Origin of the sequence: Aciditerrimonas ferrireducens (assembly GCF_023130475.1) — a bacterium.
Lineage (GTDB): Bacteria > Actinomycetota > Acidimicrobiia > Acidimicrobiales > UBA8190 > Aciditerrimonas > Aciditerrimonas ferrireducens.
Genome location: NZ_JAKHEX010000001.1, coordinates 339,021 through 355,223 on the forward strand (window position 1 = coordinate 339,021; position 16,203 = coordinate 355,223).

Annotated in this window: 12 protein-coding genes and 3 tRNA genes; 6 read left to right on the forward strand and 9 right to left on the reverse strand. The window is 74.0% G+C overall.

Features of this window, described 5'->3' with window-relative positions; translation table 11 throughout:
• Positions 1-201: 201 nt before the first annotated feature.
• From katG to Acit_RS01680, 3 genes are all read right to left on the reverse strand, one after another.
• Positions 202-2,289: a catalase/peroxidase HPI gene (gene katG / locus Acit_RS01670; RefSeq protein ID WP_282436017.1), complete on the reverse strand. Its 2,088-nt coding sequence runs from the start codon at positions 2,287-2,289 to the stop codon at positions 202-204.
• A 462-nt stretch (positions 2,290-2,751) separates the two neighbouring features.
• Positions 2,752-2,823 (reverse strand) — tRNA-Lys (locus tag Acit_RS01675).
• A 74-nt stretch (positions 2,824-2,897) separates the two neighbouring features.
• Positions 2,898-2,971: transfer RNA gene (locus Acit_RS01680), tRNA-His, on the reverse strand.
• Between the two features lie 89 nt (positions 2,972-3,060).
• On the opposite strand from Acit_RS01680, the gene Acit_RS01685 reads away from it, so the two are divergent.
• Positions 3,061-3,134: transfer RNA gene (locus tag Acit_RS01685), tRNA-Arg, on the forward strand.
• A 271-nt stretch (positions 3,135-3,405) separates the two neighbouring features.
• Positions 3,406-4,692 (forward strand): L,D-transpeptidase, encoded by a 1,287-nt coding sequence (locus Acit_RS13380; protein WP_248105226.1) that lies wholly within the window; start codon positions 3,406-3,408, stop codon positions 4,690-4,692.
• A gap of 90 nt (positions 4,693-4,782) precedes the next feature.
• Here the strand turns inward: Acit_RS13380 and Acit_RS01695 are convergent, their stop codons facing one another.
• Together Acit_RS01695 and Acit_RS01700 are read right to left on the reverse strand one after the other, a co-directional pair.
• A complete protein-coding gene (locus tag Acit_RS01695) occupies positions 4,783-5,961 on the reverse strand; it encodes a L,D-transpeptidase family protein (RefSeq protein WP_248105227.1) in 1,179 nt (392 codons plus the stop codon).
• Positions 5,871-7,388 carry an MFS transporter gene (locus tag Acit_RS01700; RefSeq protein WP_248105228.1) on the reverse strand — a complete coding sequence of 506 codons (1,518 nt, stop codon included), beginning with the start codon at positions 7,386-7,388 and terminating at the stop codon, positions 5,871-5,873. The genes Acit_RS01695 and Acit_RS01700 overlap by 91 nt, the downstream gene beginning before the upstream one ends.
• A gap of 272 nt (positions 7,389-7,660) precedes the next feature.
• Between Acit_RS01700 and Acit_RS01705 the strand changes: the two genes are divergently transcribed.
• On the forward strand, positions 7,661-9,424 hold the full coding sequence (locus Acit_RS01705) for a putative bifunctional diguanylate cyclase/phosphodiesterase (protein ID WP_248105229.1): 1,764 nt from the start codon (positions 7,661-7,663) through the stop codon (positions 9,422-9,424).
• A 16-nt stretch (positions 9,425-9,440) separates the two neighbouring features.
• Here Acit_RS01705 and Acit_RS01710 read toward each other — a convergent pair whose 3' ends face one another.
• From Acit_RS01710 to Acit_RS01725, 4 genes are all read right to left on the reverse strand, one after another.
• On the reverse strand, positions 9,441-10,304 hold the full coding sequence (locus tag Acit_RS01710) for an acyl-CoA thioesterase (RefSeq protein WP_248105230.1): 864 nt from the start codon (positions 10,302-10,304) through the stop codon (positions 9,441-9,443).
• An 86-nt stretch (positions 10,305-10,390) separates the two neighbouring features.
• Positions 10,391-11,965: an AMP-binding protein gene (locus Acit_RS01715; protein WP_248105231.1), complete on the reverse strand. Its 1,575-nt coding sequence runs from the start codon at positions 11,963-11,965 to the stop codon at positions 10,391-10,393.
• 38 nt (positions 11,966-12,003) lie between these two features.
• Entirely contained in the window at positions 12,004-12,807 is an 804-nt protein-coding gene (locus Acit_RS01720) for a family 1 encapsulin nanocompartment shell protein (RefSeq protein ID WP_248105232.1), read from the reverse strand.
• A complete protein-coding gene (locus tag Acit_RS01725; protein WP_248105233.1) occupies positions 12,804-13,193 on the reverse strand; it encodes an encapsulin-associated ferritin-like protein in 390 nt (129 codons plus the stop codon). The genes Acit_RS01720 and Acit_RS01725 overlap by 4 nt, the downstream gene beginning before the upstream one ends.
• 213 nt (positions 13,194-13,406) lie before the next feature.
• On the opposite strand from Acit_RS01725, the gene Acit_RS01730 reads away from it, so the two are divergent.
• The 3 genes from Acit_RS01730 (at position 13,407) to Acit_RS13385 (ending at position 16,193) form a co-directional block, all read left to right on the forward strand.
• A complete protein-coding gene (locus Acit_RS01730; protein WP_248105234.1) occupies positions 13,407-13,967 on the forward strand; it encodes an inorganic diphosphatase in 561 nt (186 codons plus the stop codon).
• A gap of 102 nt (positions 13,968-14,069) precedes the next feature.
• On the forward strand, positions 14,070-15,425 hold the full coding sequence (locus Acit_RS01735) for a hypothetical protein (RefSeq protein ID WP_248105235.1): 1,356 nt from the start codon (positions 14,070-14,072) through the stop codon (positions 15,423-15,425).
• A gap of 306 nt (positions 15,426-15,731) precedes the next feature.
• Positions 15,732-16,193 carry a sigma factor-like helix-turn-helix DNA-binding protein gene (locus Acit_RS13385; RefSeq protein ID WP_312709047.1) on the forward strand — a complete coding sequence of 154 codons (462 nt, stop codon included), beginning with the start codon at positions 15,732-15,734 and terminating at the stop codon, positions 16,191-16,193.
• Positions 16,194-16,203: the final 10 nt, after the last annotated feature.

A 16,203-nucleotide genomic window follows, 5' to 3' on the forward strand; every position in this document is an offset into this window, starting at 1 on the left:
GAGGCCCTTCGCAGCAATCCGGCCGCCGGTCGCCTCGCTGTCAGCGGTGATCGCCGCCACCGTCTCGAGCCGCGGGATCCCCCCGATGGATGGTTCGGCACGGGGCCTTCGCTGGACCCTCGACGGGGAGGGTCCCGGGGGCCCCGGCCGTCCTGGCCGGAGCCCCCGGGCCGCACGGTGGGACGGGAGCGGAAGCAGGACTCAGCGCCAGGCGACCTCGAAGCGGTCGGCCATCATGACCTTGTCCCAGGCGGCCACGAAGTCGGCCACGAACTTCTCCTGGGCGTCGCTCGCGGCGTAGACCTCGGCGATGGCACGGAGCTGGGAGTTGGCCCCGAAGACCAGGTCGACGGCCGAGGCGGTCCAGCGCAGCTCGCCGCTGGCCCGGTCCCGGCCCTCGTAGACGTGCTCCTCGGTCATCGAGGGTGACCAGACGGTGCCCATGTCGAGCAGGTGGACGAAGAAGTCCGTGCTGAGCACGCCAGGCCGGTCGGTGAGGACCCCGAGGGGCCGGTTACCGCTCGTCGCACCGAGGACCCGCAGACCACCGAGCAGGACGGTCATCTCCGGCGCGCTCAACCCGAGCAGGGAGGCCCGCTCGACCAGCAGGTGCTCGGGCGGCAGCTTCTCGCCGGGCCGCAGGTAGTTCCGGAAGCCGTCGGCTCGGGGTTCGAGCACGGCGAAGGACTCGGCGTCGGTCTGCTCCTCGGTGGCGTCGGTGCGTCCGGGCACGAAGGGCAGGGAGATGCGCTTGTCACCCCGCTGCTCTTGGTCGAAGCCGGCCTTGATGCCCTCGAGGACCGACAGCACGGCCGCCAGCTCGGCGGGGTCGTTCACCGGCCAGTCGCGCTGGGGGGCGAGGCGGATGCGGGCACCGTTCGCCCCACCCCGCTTGTCGGTCCGCCGGAAGGTCGAGGCGGAGGCCCAGGCGGTCCGGACCAGCTGGGCGATGGTCAGGCCCGAGGCCAGGAGACGACCCTTCAGCTCGGCGATGTCCCGTTCGTCGACCAGCTCGTGGTCCACCGGGGGCACCGGGTCCTGCCAGATCTGGGGCTCTTCGGGCACGAGGGGGCCGAGGTAGCGCGACCGCGGTCCCATGTCCCGGTGGGTCAGCTTGAACCAGGCCCGGGCGAAGGCCTGCTCGAGCTCCTCGGGGTGCTGGTGGAAGCGCTCGGCGATGGGGCGGTAGATGGGGTCGACCTTCAAGGCGATGTCGGTCGTCAGCATCATCGGCGGGGTCCGCTTCGACGGGTCGTGGGCGTCGGGCACGAGCTCCCGGGCGGCGGGGTCCGTCGGGACCCACTGCTTGGCCCCTGCCGGGCTGGTGGTGAGCTCCCAGTCGTAGCCGAACAGGTTGTCCAAGTACCCCGTGTCCCAGCGGATCGGGTTCGCGGTCCACGGCCCTTCGATGCCGCTCGTGTAGGTGTACGGGCCGTTGCCGGTCCCGTAGGTGTTCTTCCACCCGAGGCCCTGCTGCTCGAGCGGCGCGCCCTCGGGCTCCGGACCCACGTAGCGGGCCGGGTCGACCGCCCCGTGGCACTTGCCGAAGGTGTGGCCGCCCACGATCAGGGCCACGGTCTCCTCGTCGTTCATGGCCATCCGGGCGAAGGTCTCCCGGATGTCCTTGGCGGCCGCCAGCGGATCGGGGTTGCCGCCTGGGCCCTCGGGGTTCACGTAGATCAGGCCCATCTGCACCGCCCCGAACGGGCCGGCGATCTCCCCGGGCTGCCCGGTGCGCTCGTCGCCCAACCAGGTCCGCTCGGGGCCCCAGTCGATGTCCTCCTCGGTCTCGAACACGTCGACCCGGCCCCCACCGAAGCCCATGGTCCGAAAGCCCATGGACTCCAGGGCGCAGTTGCCGGCGAAGACGATCAGGTCGCCCCAGGACAGCCGGCGTCCCCACTTCTGCTTCACCGGCCAGAGCAGCCGCCGGGCCTTGTCCAGGTTGGCGTTGTCCGGCCAGCTGTTCACCGGGGCCAGGCGCTGGGCGCCGGTGCCCGCCCCGCCCCGGCCGTCGGCGACCCGGTAGGTGCCAGCTGCGTGCCAGGCCATCCGGATGAAGAGCGGCCCGTAGTGTCCCCAGTCGGCCGGCCACCAGGGCTGCGAGGTGGTCATGACCCTTTCGATGTCGTGGCGCAGCTCGGCCAGGTCCACGGTCGAGAAGGCGGCCTTGTAGTCGAACCCCTCGCCGAGGGGGTTCGCCCGGGGGGAGTGCTGGTGGAGGATCCGCAGGTTCAGCTGGTTCGGCCACCAGTCCAGGTTCGAGCCGTCGCCGACGGCGGTGTGCAGGAAGGGGCAACGGGCCCCGTCGGACGCTGCTTCGGACACGAGACGCCTCCAGTGCTGCTGGGTCGTGGTGGATCGGGCACCAGTCGCTCGAACTGGCTGACGAGCCGGGCTCGGCGGGGGCGTTCACCGGCTTCTTGCTGCCACCGACCTCCGGCTCGCCTCTCACACTAGAACGGATCTGAGATTGGAGTCAACCAAGAAAAGTGGCGGTGCGAAGAATGGCGCGCTCCTGCGACGGGTCTTCGGGAGGGGACCTCGTCGGGCGCGCCCCGCCAAGTGGTTGGCCGCACGGGGTCAGGCTGTGGGCAGCGGGCCCGAGCGCCGGAGGAGGGGTCGAGGCACCAGCCGGCGGGGACGGCACTGGGGCTGGCGAAGGGACATGACCGGAGGGCCCGCCACCGGCTCGTCGGGACGCCAACGGCAAGGGACAGAAACGCCTGGGCGAGGCGGCTCTCCGGCCCGTGCGCCTCGGGGGATTCGAACCCCCAACCTGCGGATTAAGAGTCCGTTGCTCTGCCGTTGAGCTAGAGGCGCGTCGCCATCTTAGGCGCGTCGCCGAAGGGCTCTAGGAGGGCAGCGTCCGCAGACGGACCGCCCGGGGGCGTCGGGGTGACCGAGGGGACTTGAACCCCCGACCTCCAGGGCCACAACCTGGCGCTCTAACCAACTGAGCTACGGTCACCAAGTCCTCCCAGCATGGCACATCTCCGACGGTCCGCCGGGCCGGCGGCCGGACGTGGGAAACTGAGGAGGCCGGCTTTGCCGGTCCGGGCCTCCGTAGCTCAACTGGACAGAGCGGGTGGCTTCTACCCACCGGGTTGCGGGTTCGAGTCCTGCCGGAGGCGCGAACGGCTCCGTGGGGCTGCCTTCGACGGTGCAGTCGGGCTGGCTAGGGTGAGGGCACCCCAGGCGACCCGGCCGCTGGTTCTGGCGCCCTGGCGCGCGCCGGAGCGGCGACGCGCATGCCGGCGCTCTGGGCGGCATGCCGGGTGTCGCACGGCCGGAACCAGGAGCGAGTGGCGAGGTGGCGCGGATGCAGCGAGGCCGAGGAAGACGGCGGGTGGTCGACGGGCGATCCGTTTCCGACGGGACGGTCGGCGGGGAGCAGGGCTGAGCGTGGCAGGGTCCACGGCACCCCCGAGCTCGGCCCGCCGATCCCGCCCTGGCGAGCCGACCTCGCCGGCCGCTGCCCGGGCGCTGGCGAAGGCGGCGGCCCGTCGGCGAGCTGCCGTGCGGCGGCGGCGCACCGTGCTCGTGGCGCTGGTGGCGGTCCTCGTCGGGTTGCTCGTCGTCGTCTGGCCCTCGGGGCGGGCGGCCGTGGCCGTCCACCGGGTGGCCAGCGCCGCCCCGGTCCCCGCCGTCGTCGCCACCAGCCCTCCGATGGACGGGGCGCCCGTCCCTCCCACCGAGGCGGTCGAGCTGCGGACGACCACCGAGTCGGGGGTCGAGGTGGCCGATGCCCGCCTGAGCCCCCCGGTGGCGGGCAGCTGGCGCTGGTGCGAGGAGGACCTGCTCTGCTTCCAGCCCTCCTCCCCCTACCCCTTCGGGGCCCGAGAGACGCTCTCCTTGCCCCTCCGGCAGCCAGCGAGGGCCGGCCACCCGGCGCACGAGACGACCTTCGAGCTGACGTTCCAGGTGGTGGCCGGCGAGTCGATCGGCTTGGCCCAGGACCTCCTGGCCCAGCTCGGCTACCTGCCCCTGCGGCCCCCGGGCACCCTCCAGCCCCTCCCGGGGTCCTCCCGGCCCGGCGACGCCGACGGGGATCCCGACGACGTGGGGGTCCTCACGAGTGCGGCCGGCGAGGGCATGACCCTGGCACAGTCCCTCGGCTGGCGCTGGCCGTCGGTGCCCTCGAGCCTGCGGGCCCTCTGGACCCCGGGCACGAAGGGGGTCATGACCGACGGGGCGATCGTCCAGTTCGACCGGGTCGAGGGCCTCGAGAGCGGGAGCTACCCGCCCTACCAGGCCACTTTGACCCCGGCCTTCTGGCAGGCCCTGTTGCGCGCCGCCCTGGCGAACCGGCGGGACCCCGACGACTACGCCTACGCCATGGTCTCCGAGCAGGAGCCCGAGACCCTGGTGGTCTGGAGCGACGGCCAGGACGCGTTGCGGACCCTGGTGAACACCGGCATCCCGGGCGGGGCGACCCCCGTGGGCACCTGGCCGGTCTACCTCCGCTACCCAGAGCAGACCATGCGGGGCACCACGGTGACCGGCCAGCCCTACGTCTACCCTGACGTGAAGGACGTGAACTACTTCACCGGGAACATCGCCATCCACGCCTTCCCCCGGGACCGCTACGGGTTCCCCCAGAGCCAGGGCTGCGTCGAGGTGCCCCCGTCGGTGGCCCCCGAGGTCTACGCCCTGCTCCACTACGGCAGCCTGGTCACCGTCCAGGCGTGAGGGAAAGGCCAGCCCCGACCAACCGCCCCGACGTCCCCGGAGCAGCAGCCTGGGCGCCAAGGGCGGAGGCAGTCGGCGAGGGGGGCGGGCTCAGCTGGCGCTGCTGCCGGCTGGCTCGGGGAGGACGGTCACGACCGTCCCGTAGTGGATCCACTTCCAGGCCACCGCGGCGTTCGCCGGGGGGAGCTCCACGCACCCCAGGCTCTGGGGGAAGCCGTAGGCGGCGCGGACGAACCCGTGGATGGCCACCGACCCGTCGAAGTAGTTCACGTAGGGCACCCCGGGGTCGACGTAGGGCTGGCCGTCGGGATTGACCCCCCGCATGGTCTGGGAGCGGTAGCGGAGATAGACGAAGAAGGTGCCGACCGGTGTGGGGGTCTGCGGGATGCCCGTGTTGGCCACCGAGGTGAAGACCACCTGCCCGTCGTGCCAGAGGGTCAGGGACTCGGGCTCCTTCTGGGAGACCAGGGCGTAGGTGTAGCCCTCGGGATTCGTAGTCCCGTCCGAGAGGGCGGTCAGGAGGGTGGGCCAGAGGATCGGCCGGATGGAGGTGTAGGCCGGCAGCCCGTGGGTCCGCTCGAAGGCCACCATGGCCCCGGCCGTCACATGGTTGTCCACCCCGACCTGCCAGGCGGCCTCCAGGGTGGGGGGCGTGTTCGGCCAGCGCCAGCTGAAGTGACCCGCCGGCGGGTCGTAGAGGGCCTCGACCTGGGCGACGGTGTCGGTCGCTGGGGGCGTTTCGCCGCTCGGCGTCCAGGTGACGGGGAGGTAGCCCAGCTGGGCCAGCAGTTCCTGGAGCCGCAGGATCGACCCGTTCCGGACTTCGAAGCTGCTGGTCACGGTGGACGCCAAGGTGCCTCCCGTGGCGCTGTGGACCCCGCTCGGTCCCCCCGGCACGCTGACGGTCACGGTCGTGAGGGGCAGCTGGTCCTGGCTCGGGATGAAGCGCAGGGTCCGGTCGCCCAGTCGCTCCCAGCGGCCCGGCACCGAGGGCGAGAGGGTCGGCAGGGGCACCCGGTGGGCCAGCGGGGCCGAGAAGCGCACCGTCACGGCGCTGTTCGGGGCCGCGCCGGTCGTGCCGTTGGACGGCGTAATGGCGACCACCCGCAGACCGCCGGTCGTGGTCTGGTGTCGGACGGCGCTGGCCGCCAGGGTGCCGCGCCCGTGGCCTTCAGCGCTCAGCTCCTCTTTCGATCGCCGCGGGACGACCAGCCGGACGCCGACCAGAGCCAGGACCGCGGCCAGCCCGCCGACCACCAGGATCTCCACCGCCCGGACCACCCGGTGGGCCCAGCGAGCCGCAGGGCTGCCCCGCACGACCCGCGCGTGCCCCCGATGCCGAGCCCCCCGATGTCGAGCACCGTACGCCACGGACCCACCCTACGGTCCGGCTGCGGCGACCGGGTCGCGCCCGGGCGGGGCAGGGACCGACGGTCCTCGCCGGCCACACCGCTCGGCGCTCGTCCGAGGTGGCGGCGGCCCGCGCCGAAGGCGACCACGGCCACGACGGCCAGGGCGGCGCACAGCGCCCAGGCCACGTGGAAGCCCAGATGGTCGGCGACGAGGCCGAAGCCCAAGGGACCGACCATGCCGCCCACGTAGGTGCCGACCTGGGTCACCCCGGTCGCTCGGGCCGGGTTCTCGGGGTAGGCCCGGACGACGGCCAGGTTGAACAAGCCGTTGTAGCCCCAGCCGGCGCCGTAGGCAACCAGCACGCCGGGCACCAAAAGGGGCAGAGTGCCGGTGGCCAGGCAGGCGTAGCCCAGGGCGCCAACGGCGATGAGGCGGCCGACGGTGCCCAGGTGGGCCAGGGAGGCCTGCCGGCCTCGCACCCCGCTCCGGTCGGCTCGCCAGCCGAAGCCCACTCGGGCCGAGAGGCCCACGGCGCTGCCGGCGGCCGAGAGGACCCCGGCGAGGCCCGGACTGACCCCGTCGTGCACCGCGCCGGAGACCACGAAGGCCCCCATGGCGTTCGAGGCGGCCACGGCGCAGGCCATCGCTGCCGCCAGGGGCACGAGCGGGCGCGGATCGAAGCCCCGGGCGGCGGCGAGACCCCCAGAGCGGGGTGTCGGGACGGGGCCCGCTCGGGTGGGATCGGGCATTGCCGACCGGGTGCTCGTGTCTCGGGTCGTCGTCCCCGGCCGGGTCGACGCGCCGGGCACCAGCTGCCGGCCGGCGCTGGCCAGGACCGCCCCGACGAGCAGGACCAGACCGGTGGCGGCCAGGTAGGCGGCTCGCCAGCCGAGGGTCAGGGCCAGGGCTGGCACGGCCAGGCCCGAGAGGAGCGTGGCGCTCGGGATGGCCGCCTGCTTGATGCCGAACGCCAGTCCCTGACGGTGGTCCGAGACGGCGCGGGAGAGCAAGAGGTTGACCGCCGGCTGCATGGCCCCGTTCGAGAGTCCGCCGATCCCCAGGGAGACCAGGAGCACCGGCAGGTCGACGGTGGCCAGGCCCGCCCCCAGGAGGCTGGCGACGGCCAGGCCGATGGCTGCCAGCATGACCTGCCAGGAGCCCACCCGTTCGGCGAGCTTCCCGGCCCGGACCGAGCTCAGCGCCGAGGTCCCGAAGAACGTGGCCACCGCCCCGCCGATGGCCGTGGCGTTCACGTGCAGGCCGGCCTCCAGCTGCACCGCGAGGGCTCCGGTCAGGAACACCGGCATCACACCGGCCGCAGCGGCGGCGATCGCCAAGGCCACGCTGGCCGACTGCCGGGACGGGCGGTGTCCGGGAACAGCCGGGGAGGGACCCGACGGGGCGGGCTGGTCGAAGCGCGAAGGAGGCACCCTGCCCGAAGAGGCTACCGAGTGGCGCGCTCCAGCGGCGCTACCACGGAGTTGGGGCGCTATTGATGGGCTGTTGGGCTATCACTTTGTTAAGTTCGACCCACGGTTCCCGAGTGGGGATGCCTCGGGTGGTATGAGGCCGGGTGTGGCGGCCTCTGCTGACTCGTGGCTGGGAGGGGGTGAGCGTGGTCGAGCGACAGGGGAGCGACCTGGCAGCTGCTCGCCTGCGCTCGGTCCTGGCGGCTGCTCGGGACGCCTTCGTGGAGTGCGACGCCGAGGGGCGGGTCTCGGCCTGGAACCGCCAAGCCGAGGTGCTCCTCGGCTGGCCAGCCCACGAGGTCCTCGGGCAACCGGTCGCTGAGGTCCTTGTGCCCGAGCGCTGCCGGGCTGCCTTCCTGGCCGACCTCCAAGGCCTTCGACCGGGGGACCTGGCCGTGGCTCGGGAGTTGACGGTTCGCCGACGGGACGGGGCTGAGCTGGAGGTGGCCCTGGTGGGCTACGTGCTGGACGGCCCGGAGGGTCGGGTGGTGGGCGGGTTCCTGCGGGACCTACAAGCCGACCGGGCGGCCGAGGAGGCCCTGGCCCAGGCGTACCTCCACGACTCCCTGACCGGCTTGCCGAACCGGACCCTCTTCACCTACCGATTGGCCTACGCCCTGGCTCGCCGGACCGGCCAGCCCGGCACGGTGGCCGTCTCGGTCATCGACCTGGACCGGTTCAAGGCCATCAACGACGCGCTGGGCCACGAGGTGGGGGACGAGGTCCTCGTGGCCGTGGCCGAGCGACTCCGCCGGGCCGACGGCTCGGCCGAGGTCATCGCCCGGCTGGGGGGCGACGAGTTCCTGGTGCTCTTCGACCGGGAGGACGCCGAGGCCGAGGCCCTGGCCTTCGCCGAGCGGGCCCTGGCCCTCTTGGCCGAGCCCTTGGTCGTGGCCGGGGCCGAGGTCTTCGTCTCGGCCAGCATCGGGGTGGCAGCCACGGACAGCTCCTCCCCGGAGGCCACGGCCCTGCTCTCGGACGCCGACTCGGCCATGTACCACGCCAAGCGCCAGGGCGGCGGGGTCGTCTCGGTGTTCGGCCACGCCCTTCGGACCGCGGTGGTGGACCGCTGGGCCACCGAGCACGGCCTGCACCGGGCCTTGGACCGGGGGGAGCTCCGGGTGCACTACCAGCCGGTGGTGGAGGTCCGGACCCTGGTGCCGGTGGCCCTCGAGGCCCTCGTCCGCTGGGAGCATCCCGAGTGGGGCCTTGTGGCCCCCGACCGCTTCGTGCCGGTGGCCGAGGAGAGCGGCTTGATCGTGCCCATGGGCCGTCTCGTCCTCGAGCAGGTCTGCCAGCAGCTGCGCCGCTGGGTCGAGGCGCTCGACCTCCACGGCGAGGGGCCGCAGACCCTGGGCAGCGGGGTGGTGGAGGTGAACCTCTCGGCTCGGCAGATCGACCATCCCCAGCTGGTGCCCACGGTCGAGGCCGTGGTGGCGGCGGCCGGGGTGCCCCCCTCGTGGTTGACCTTCGAGATCACCGAGAGCGCCCTCATGCGGGACGCCGCTCGGGCCCTGGGGGTGCTGCGGGCCCTGAAGGACCTCGGGGTGTCCCTGGCCGTCGACGACTTCGGCACCGGCTACTCCTCGTTGAGCTATCTCCAGCGCTTCCCCCTCGACGTCTTGAAGGTCGACCGGAGCTTCGTCGCCGAGCTGGGTCGGGACGGCGGAGCCCGGGCCATCGTGGCGGCCGTGGTCGGGCTGGCCCACAGCCTGGGCCTGGCCGTGGTGGCCGAAGGGGTCGAGACCGAGGCCCAGCTGCAGGTCCTCGACGAGCTGGGCTGCGACTACGCCCAGGGGTTCCTCTTCGCCCGCCCCGCAGCGCCCGAGGACCTCGCCGAGGAGCTCCTGCCCGGGTTCCGCGCCGGCCTGCCCCTCGCGGCAGGGGCGTGGCCCGGTCCGGCTGCCTGAACCGCCGGGCCGCTACTCAGCGCGCCGGCTCCTCGGTCCGACCGTCCATGGCCCTGGCCAGCTGGGCCATGCGCTCGGGGGTCCAGCGCCGCACGCTCATGGACTGGCTGGCGGTCGCCAACAGGGTGCCGTCCTCGGCGAAGAGGTTGGCCCGACCATGGGCGAACCCGCCGACGGTGGCGTCGATGGCCACATCAGCCAGGATCCACTCGGTCGGGACCAGGCGCACCACCCGGATGGTGTTGTCCAGGCTCCGGCTGCCGGTCGGCACGCCGACGGCGTGGCTGACCCCCCCGGTGACGTAGTCCCCGAGGACCGCCAAGGTGGCGGCCGACGGTTCGAGGTGGCCCGGGACCCGGAACCACCAGGCGCTCCTGCCCTCGCTGGGCTGGCCGTCGAGCTCGGCCATGGCCCGGCCGCCGGCCAGGCGCTGCTCGACCCGGGCGAAGACCGTCTCGCCGGGGAAGGGCAGGCGGTCCTGGGGCGGACAGGCCCCTGGCGGGGGCACCTCGGGCGGGGCGGCGAACACCTGGTCGGCCACGTCCGGTTCGGCCACCTGGCCGAGCGCGGCGTTCACCGTCAGGACCTCGGCGTCGCCCAGCACCGCCACCGCCCGGGCCTGGGTGGTGGCCCGGCCGACCGCCGCCAGGGTGACCTGCCATCGCAGCTCCGCCCCGACCGGGGCGTGGGCCAGGTACTGGGCGGCGGCCCAGACCGTCGGCCGCTTCGCCGCCCCCTCGATGGCCACGATGCCCGCAGCCAGGCCGCAGCCCCCGAAGAGGAAGCGGCCGGGGGTGGAGATGGCCGGGGTGACCCGAAGGCGCCACCAGCGCCGGTCGTCGCTGACCGGCTCGATGCCCAAGAACCGCTGCGCGTCCACCCTCGACGTGCCTCCTCCTCGCCGACCGGCTGCTCCGAGCGGCCCCGCCGCCGACCGGTCCGGGCCGCCCCCTGCTCCCCCCTGGTCTAGTTCACCAGCCGGTCCCGCCCCGCCCAGTACTCGGCCCGGAGCTTGAACTTCTGGAGCTTGCCGGTGGCGGTCCGGGGCAGGCTCTCCCGCAGTTCCACGCTCGTCGGGCACTTGAAGTGGGCAAGGCGGTCCCGACAGTGGGCGATGAGGTCCTCGGGGGTGGCCGTCGCCCCCTCCTTCAGGACCACCAGGGCCTTCACCGTCTCGCCCCAGCGCTCGTCGGGGACCCCGATGACCGCAGCCTCGGCCACCGCCGGGTGCTGGTAGAGGCAGTCCTCGACCTCGATGGACGAGACGTTCTCCCCGCCGGTGATGATGACGTCCTTCTTGCGGTCCGAGATCACGAGCGAGGTCCGGCCCGCCGCCTGCCCGTTCTCGGGGCCGTCGACCTCGAAGTGGCCCCCGTCGCCGGTGTGGAACCACCCCCCGGCCAGGGCCTCGGCGCTGGCCTCGGGCTGGCGCCAGTAGCCGGCGAAGACGTGGTTGGCCTGCGCCAGGACCTCGCCGTCGGGGGCCAGCTGGAGCCGAACCCCGACCGCCGGGGTGCCGGCCCGGGAGAGCCGCCGGGCCCGCTCGGCGCTGTCCAGGCCCGCCCACTCGACCGGGGCCCGGTTGACGGTCAGCAGCGGCGAGGTCTCGGTCAGGCCGTAGATCTGGATGAACTCCCAGCCCAGCTCGGTCTCCAGTCGTTCGATGACCCGGGAGGGCGGGGGCGCGCCCGCCACCACCATCCGGACCCGGTCCCGACCCGGGAGCGCCTCGCCCCGCTCGAGGCGGGCGGCCGCCGCCCCGAGGATGGCCGCTACCACCGCCGGGGCGCCGCTCAGCAAGGTGACCCCCTCCTGCTCGACGCGCTGGAGGATCTGCTCCCCGTCGACCTTCCGCTGGACCACCTGGGGACACCCCATGCCGGTCAGGCCGTAGGGCATGCCCCAGCCGTTGCAGTGGAACATCGGCAGGGTGTGCAGGTAGCGGTCCCGGTCCGAGAGCTGGGTGTGCCAGCCCAGCACGACGGCGTTCAGCCAGCAGTTCCGGTGGGTGAGCTGGACCCCCTTGGGCCGGGCGGTGGTCCCCGAGGTGTAGTTGATCGAGCAGGTGTCGTCCTCCTCGACCACCGCGTCCTCCTCCCCGGGCAGCGGCGCCGCCCAGGTCGGCTGGACGGCCTGCCCGTCCAGGACGATCCGGTGGCGGACCGGCAGACCGGCCGTCAGCGACTCCTGGTCGGGGTCGACCAGGAGGACCTCGGCCCCGCTGTGCTCCACGATGTAGCCGATCTCCTCGGGCTGGAGCCGGTAGTTGATGGGCACGAGGACCCGGCCGTAGGCCGAGACGCCGAAGAAGGCGGTGAGGAACCGACCGGAGTTCGGGCTCACGATGGCCACCCGCCCGCCCCGGGGCACCCCGAGGCGCTGGAGGCCCTCGGCCAGGCAGCGGGCCCGGCCGGCCAGCTCGGCGTAGGTGATCCGCCCCAGGGAACCGGCCACGCCCGGCTCGTCGACCAGGGCGGTCCGCTCCGGGTAGACCTGGACGGCGCGGTCCAGGAAGTCGGCCACGGTCAGTGGCAGGCGCATGGTCTTCCCCCTCCCTCAGTCCCGGCCCTGCTCGGCCCTCAGCGACCCCCGATGACCACGGCCGCCTCGGGGCCGTGGTTCGAGAAGGTCAGCAGCTCGTCGAGCAGCAGGTGGACCCGCTGGTCGTCGTGGGCTACGTAGCCCAGGCCCAGGTCCTCCCCGACCTGGAGCTCGAAGTCCCCGCCCCGCAGGGAGAGGACCACCGCTCCCTCGAGGGCCGCCGCCGGCACCACCGGGCCCTGGGTCACCAGGCGGACGTGCTCGAGGACCGGGTAGCCCCCGTGCTCGCTGGCCTGCAGCAAGGACGCGTGGAGCTGGGGGCTGAGCGCCACCCCGTAGGGACCCTCGACCCCGGCCCGCTCCAGCTGCCCGACCGCCTTGGCCACCGCCTTGGGGAAGCTGGCGGCGTCCCCGGCGAGTTCCACCGGGGAGTGGGGGCTGCCGGGGAGGATCCCGACGATGCCGGCCTCGGGAAGGCCGTGGAAGACCAGCCGGTCCTCCGCAAGGGCGATCCGGCCCGCGGCCTCGTCGAGCGCCCCGAGGTCGGGGTCGGCCCCACCCCGGTCCACTACGGCCAGCTCCTCCAGGGCCAGCGCGCAGCGGACCTCGAGCTCGACCATGGGCCGGACCTCCCGGCGCCGGGCCACCACCCCCTCGGCCGGCTCCGGCAGGGCGGCCACCCGCCCGAGGGCCACCCCCGGGTGGCCGTACCCCAGGGGGCCCGAGAAGTCGACCAGGCGTCGGGCCGCCAGGCTGCCCCGGAGCCGGCGGGCGGCCTGCTCGTCGAGGACCGCCCAGACGGCCTCGGTGACGGGCGCCAGGTGGCGCCGGCGCCGGCTCACCGGGCCCCCCGGAGGCTGCGGATCCCGAGGTCCCCGTCGGCGCTCCCCGCTGCCGTCCCTGGGGCCTCGGGGCTGGCGTCGTTGCTCTGGGCCGCCTCGACGGCCAGGACCGACCCCTCGGTGAAGAGGTAGGTGCGGAGCATCTGGTCCAGCACCGGGTCGTGCCGTCGGAGCCACTCCAGGGTCATGGCGGCGTGCTCCTTCTCCTCGTCCCGGTTGTGGGCCAGCACGGCGGCCAGCTCGGGGTCGCCGGCCGCGTCCACCCGCTGGTCGTACCAGTCCACCGCCTCGAGCTCCTCTTGCAGCGAGACGATGGCCCGGTGGCGGTCCACCGTGGCGGGCTGGAGCACCTCGCGCTCCTCGTGGAGACCTTGACTGGAGGCCATGGGGCCGTTCTAGCCGTTCCGGGGACCCACGGCCAAGGGGTCAGGGGTCCTCGTCGCGCTCGTGGTGCACTCGAGCCGGGGTCGGCCGACGGGGGTTGGACGGGCAGGGGTGCTCGTGGCCCTACGCTCAAGCCCCGGCAGTGGGGCGGGCGCCCCACCGGGCCGTCGCGTCGGCGCTGCTCGGCCCGGGAACGACGAGGGAAAGGTGAGGAGATGGCCGAGCAGGCTGGTGTCGGGGGCGAGCTGGTAGTACCCGAGCCGGGGAGCGACGAGGACGCCGTCGAGGTGGTCGTCGAGATCCCGGCCGGCAGTCGGAACAAGTACGAGTACGACCATGAGCGGCACCTCATCCGGCTGGACCGGCGGCTGTTCTCGGCCACCGTCTATCCGGCCGACTACGGCTTCGTCCCCGACACCCTGGCCGAGGACGGCGACCCGCTCGACGCCCTGGTCCTGGTCGAGGACCCCACGTTCCCCGGCTGCCTCGTCGTCGTCCGGCCCCTCGGCCTCTTCATCATGCGCGACGAGCACGGGCCCGACGCGAAGATCATCTCGGTCCTCGCCCACGACCCCCGCTGGGACGGGGTCGAGGACGTCGAGCAGCTGCCCTCCTCGGTGCTCGACGAGATCGAGCACTTCTTCAGCGTCTACAAGGACCTCGAGCCGGGCAAGCTCACCGAGGTCGGGGGGTTCAGCGGCCGGCGGGCCGCCTGGGAGGAGCTGGCCAAGAGCCGGCGCCGCTACCAGGAGGCGGCGGTCACGAAGGCCCGCTGACCCCGGCCCCCGGGGGACCGCAGCGGGCCGGCTCGCCGCCCGTCCGCCGGTCAAGGCCGCCGGGCCATCTGCCGATGGCCTTCGGTGGAGGTGCCCAGGGCCATGCCCAGCCAGCAGCGTCCAGGCGGGACGACGGCGGTCCTCCCCGGGTCCGGGCCCGAGCGACCCGGCGCCGAGCGGCCCGGGGCCGCCGAGGGTCTCTTCGACGTCGTCGCCGATCGGTTCCCCGGCCTGGCCGGCCGCCTGCACGGGGAGAGCTGGTCGCTGCGGCCCCGAACCGGTCGCGCCCGGGCTCAGGGTCGGCGCCGGCCGGCGCCGCGGGCCCGGTCCTGGCGCAGCCGGGGAGGGATCCGGGCTCCCCGGGCCGGCGCCCTGGTGATCCTGGGCCTGGTGGTCGCTTCGGCCCTGGCGGGCAGCCTGGCCTCGGTCGGGGTCCTCGGGGGGAGCCAGGTGGCTCGGGTGACGCGGCGGGACGCGGGTTCGGCCACCGGGGCTGCTGCCCGGAGCGCGCCGCCCTCGCACGCCGGGGCCGGCGGGACCAGACCGCCGAGCGAAGAGGGGCAGCCTCGCTCCAGCCTTCCCCCCGGTGCCCTGCGTCCGCCGTCGTCGGCGAGCACCCTGGGCTCGGCCCCAGGGGCTTCGACCCCGGGCAGCTCGGTCGGGGGGCAGGGCAGCGGGCAGGGCGCAGCCGGCGCGGCGACCGGCACGGGGCCGAGCCCCCTCGCCGTGCTCCAACAGCTCTGGACCGCTCGGGACGCTGCCCTGGCCGCCCACGACCCGACCCGCCTGGCCGCCGCCGAGACCGGGCCGGCCCTCTGGGCCGACACCGCCGGGCTGCTCGACGGACATCCCCTCCCGACCCCGCCGGCCAGCCAGCTGACGCTCCTCGGGACGCCCCAGGACCCGTCGCTGGTCGACGGCGTCATCGGGGCCGGGGTCGCCAAACCTGGTGCCCAGGTCACCCTGGTCCAGGCGGCCCCGGTCGGCCAGGGCGGGGCCTGGCGACTCACCCTCCTGGTCCAGCTCACCGTGCCCGCGGTGCCCTCGGGCCAGGCCACGACCGTCCCCAGCGGCGCCCTCGCCCAGCTGGCCGGCCTCTGGCAGGCCTGGGGCCGCTCCGGCCAGGCCCCGGCCCCCGGCAGCACTCCCTTCGCCCTCGGCGGCGCCCTGGTGAACGAGGGCCAGGTCCTCGCCGGCCAGGTCGGGCTCGCCGAGCTGGCCGGTGCCCGGGTCGACCTGTCCCTGGCGGCCGTGCCCGGGGCGGCCGAGCAGATGACCCTCGGCCAAACGGTCTGCGGGGCGATCGGCGAGACCCTGGTCCTCGACCCGACCACCGGCAGCCTGGTCCAGCCCGCCAGCCGCGACCGGTTCGGTTCGCTCGTCCCCCCCGGCACCTACCAGCAGGTCCAGGAGGACGCCGTCCTGCCGGTCTGCGTCCTCGGCCCGCCGGAGGCTTGACCGTGGTGAGCGGGGCCGGGGGCTTCTGGCAGGCGCAGACGACCCCGGCGGGCTGAGCGGGGCCGGCGAACGGGGCGGGGGTCCAGGGACCTCCGGTTCCCTGACCCGCCCGGCATGTCCTGCCTGGTGCGTCGAGCGGCGCAGCATGGGCGTCATCCCGCTCATCCGGACAGGGCGTTCCGATCCTGGTGCAACCTTCTGAGGGTTTGACGCGTGTGGGGTGGGTGCGGTCGGGCGAGGTGAAGGGGATGCCGGGTGGCGAGCGGAGGCGAGGGGGGCTCAGACGGCAGGGAGGGGTTCGAGGCCGTGTACCGGGCTTCGTACTCGAGGCTCGTGGGCCAGCTCTCGGTCGTCACCACCAGCCGGGCGGAAGCCGAGGAGGCGGTCCAGGAAGCCTTTGCTCGCCTCTGGGTTCGCTGGGATCAGGTGGGTGGCTACGAGAACGTCGAGGCGTGGGTCCGGCGCGTCGCGATCAACGTCGCGATCGGGCGTTGGCGTCGTGTCATGCGTGAACGAGCACTTCCGGTGGCCTCCGGTGCTGCGGGCGGTCCCACGGGACCGGATCTCGACCTGCTCCGCGCCCTGCGAAGGGTCCCCGTCCAGCAGCGTTCGGCCTTGGTCCTTCACCACGTCGTCGGCTTGTCGGTCGAGGAGGTCGCTGAGGAGCTCGCGAGCAAACCAGGAACGGTGAAGTCGTGGCTCAGTCGGGGCCGGGCTTCCCTCGCCGGCCTGCTGGGGTGTGCCGACGACGAGCAGGGTGGCTCGTGAAGCCGAGGAG

Bases quoted from the DNA above. Each gene is read 5' to 3' on its own strand.
- Acit_RS01715 (WP_248105231.1), bottom strand. From the start codon at position 11,965: ATGCGCCTGCCACTGACCGTGGCCGACTTCCTGGACCGCGCCGTCCAG.
- Acit_RS01725 (WP_248105233.1), bottom strand. From the start codon at position 13,193: ATGGCCTCCAGTCAAGGTCTCCACGAGGAGCGCGAGGTGCTCCAGCCC.
- Acit_RS01730 (WP_248105234.1), top strand. From the start codon at position 13,407: ATGGCCGAGCAGGCTGGTGTCGGGGGCGAGCTGGTAGTACCCGAGCCG.
- Acit_RS01735 (WP_248105235.1), top strand. From the start codon at position 14,070: ATGCCCAGCCAGCAGCGTCCAGGCGGGACGACGGCGGTCCTCCCCGGG.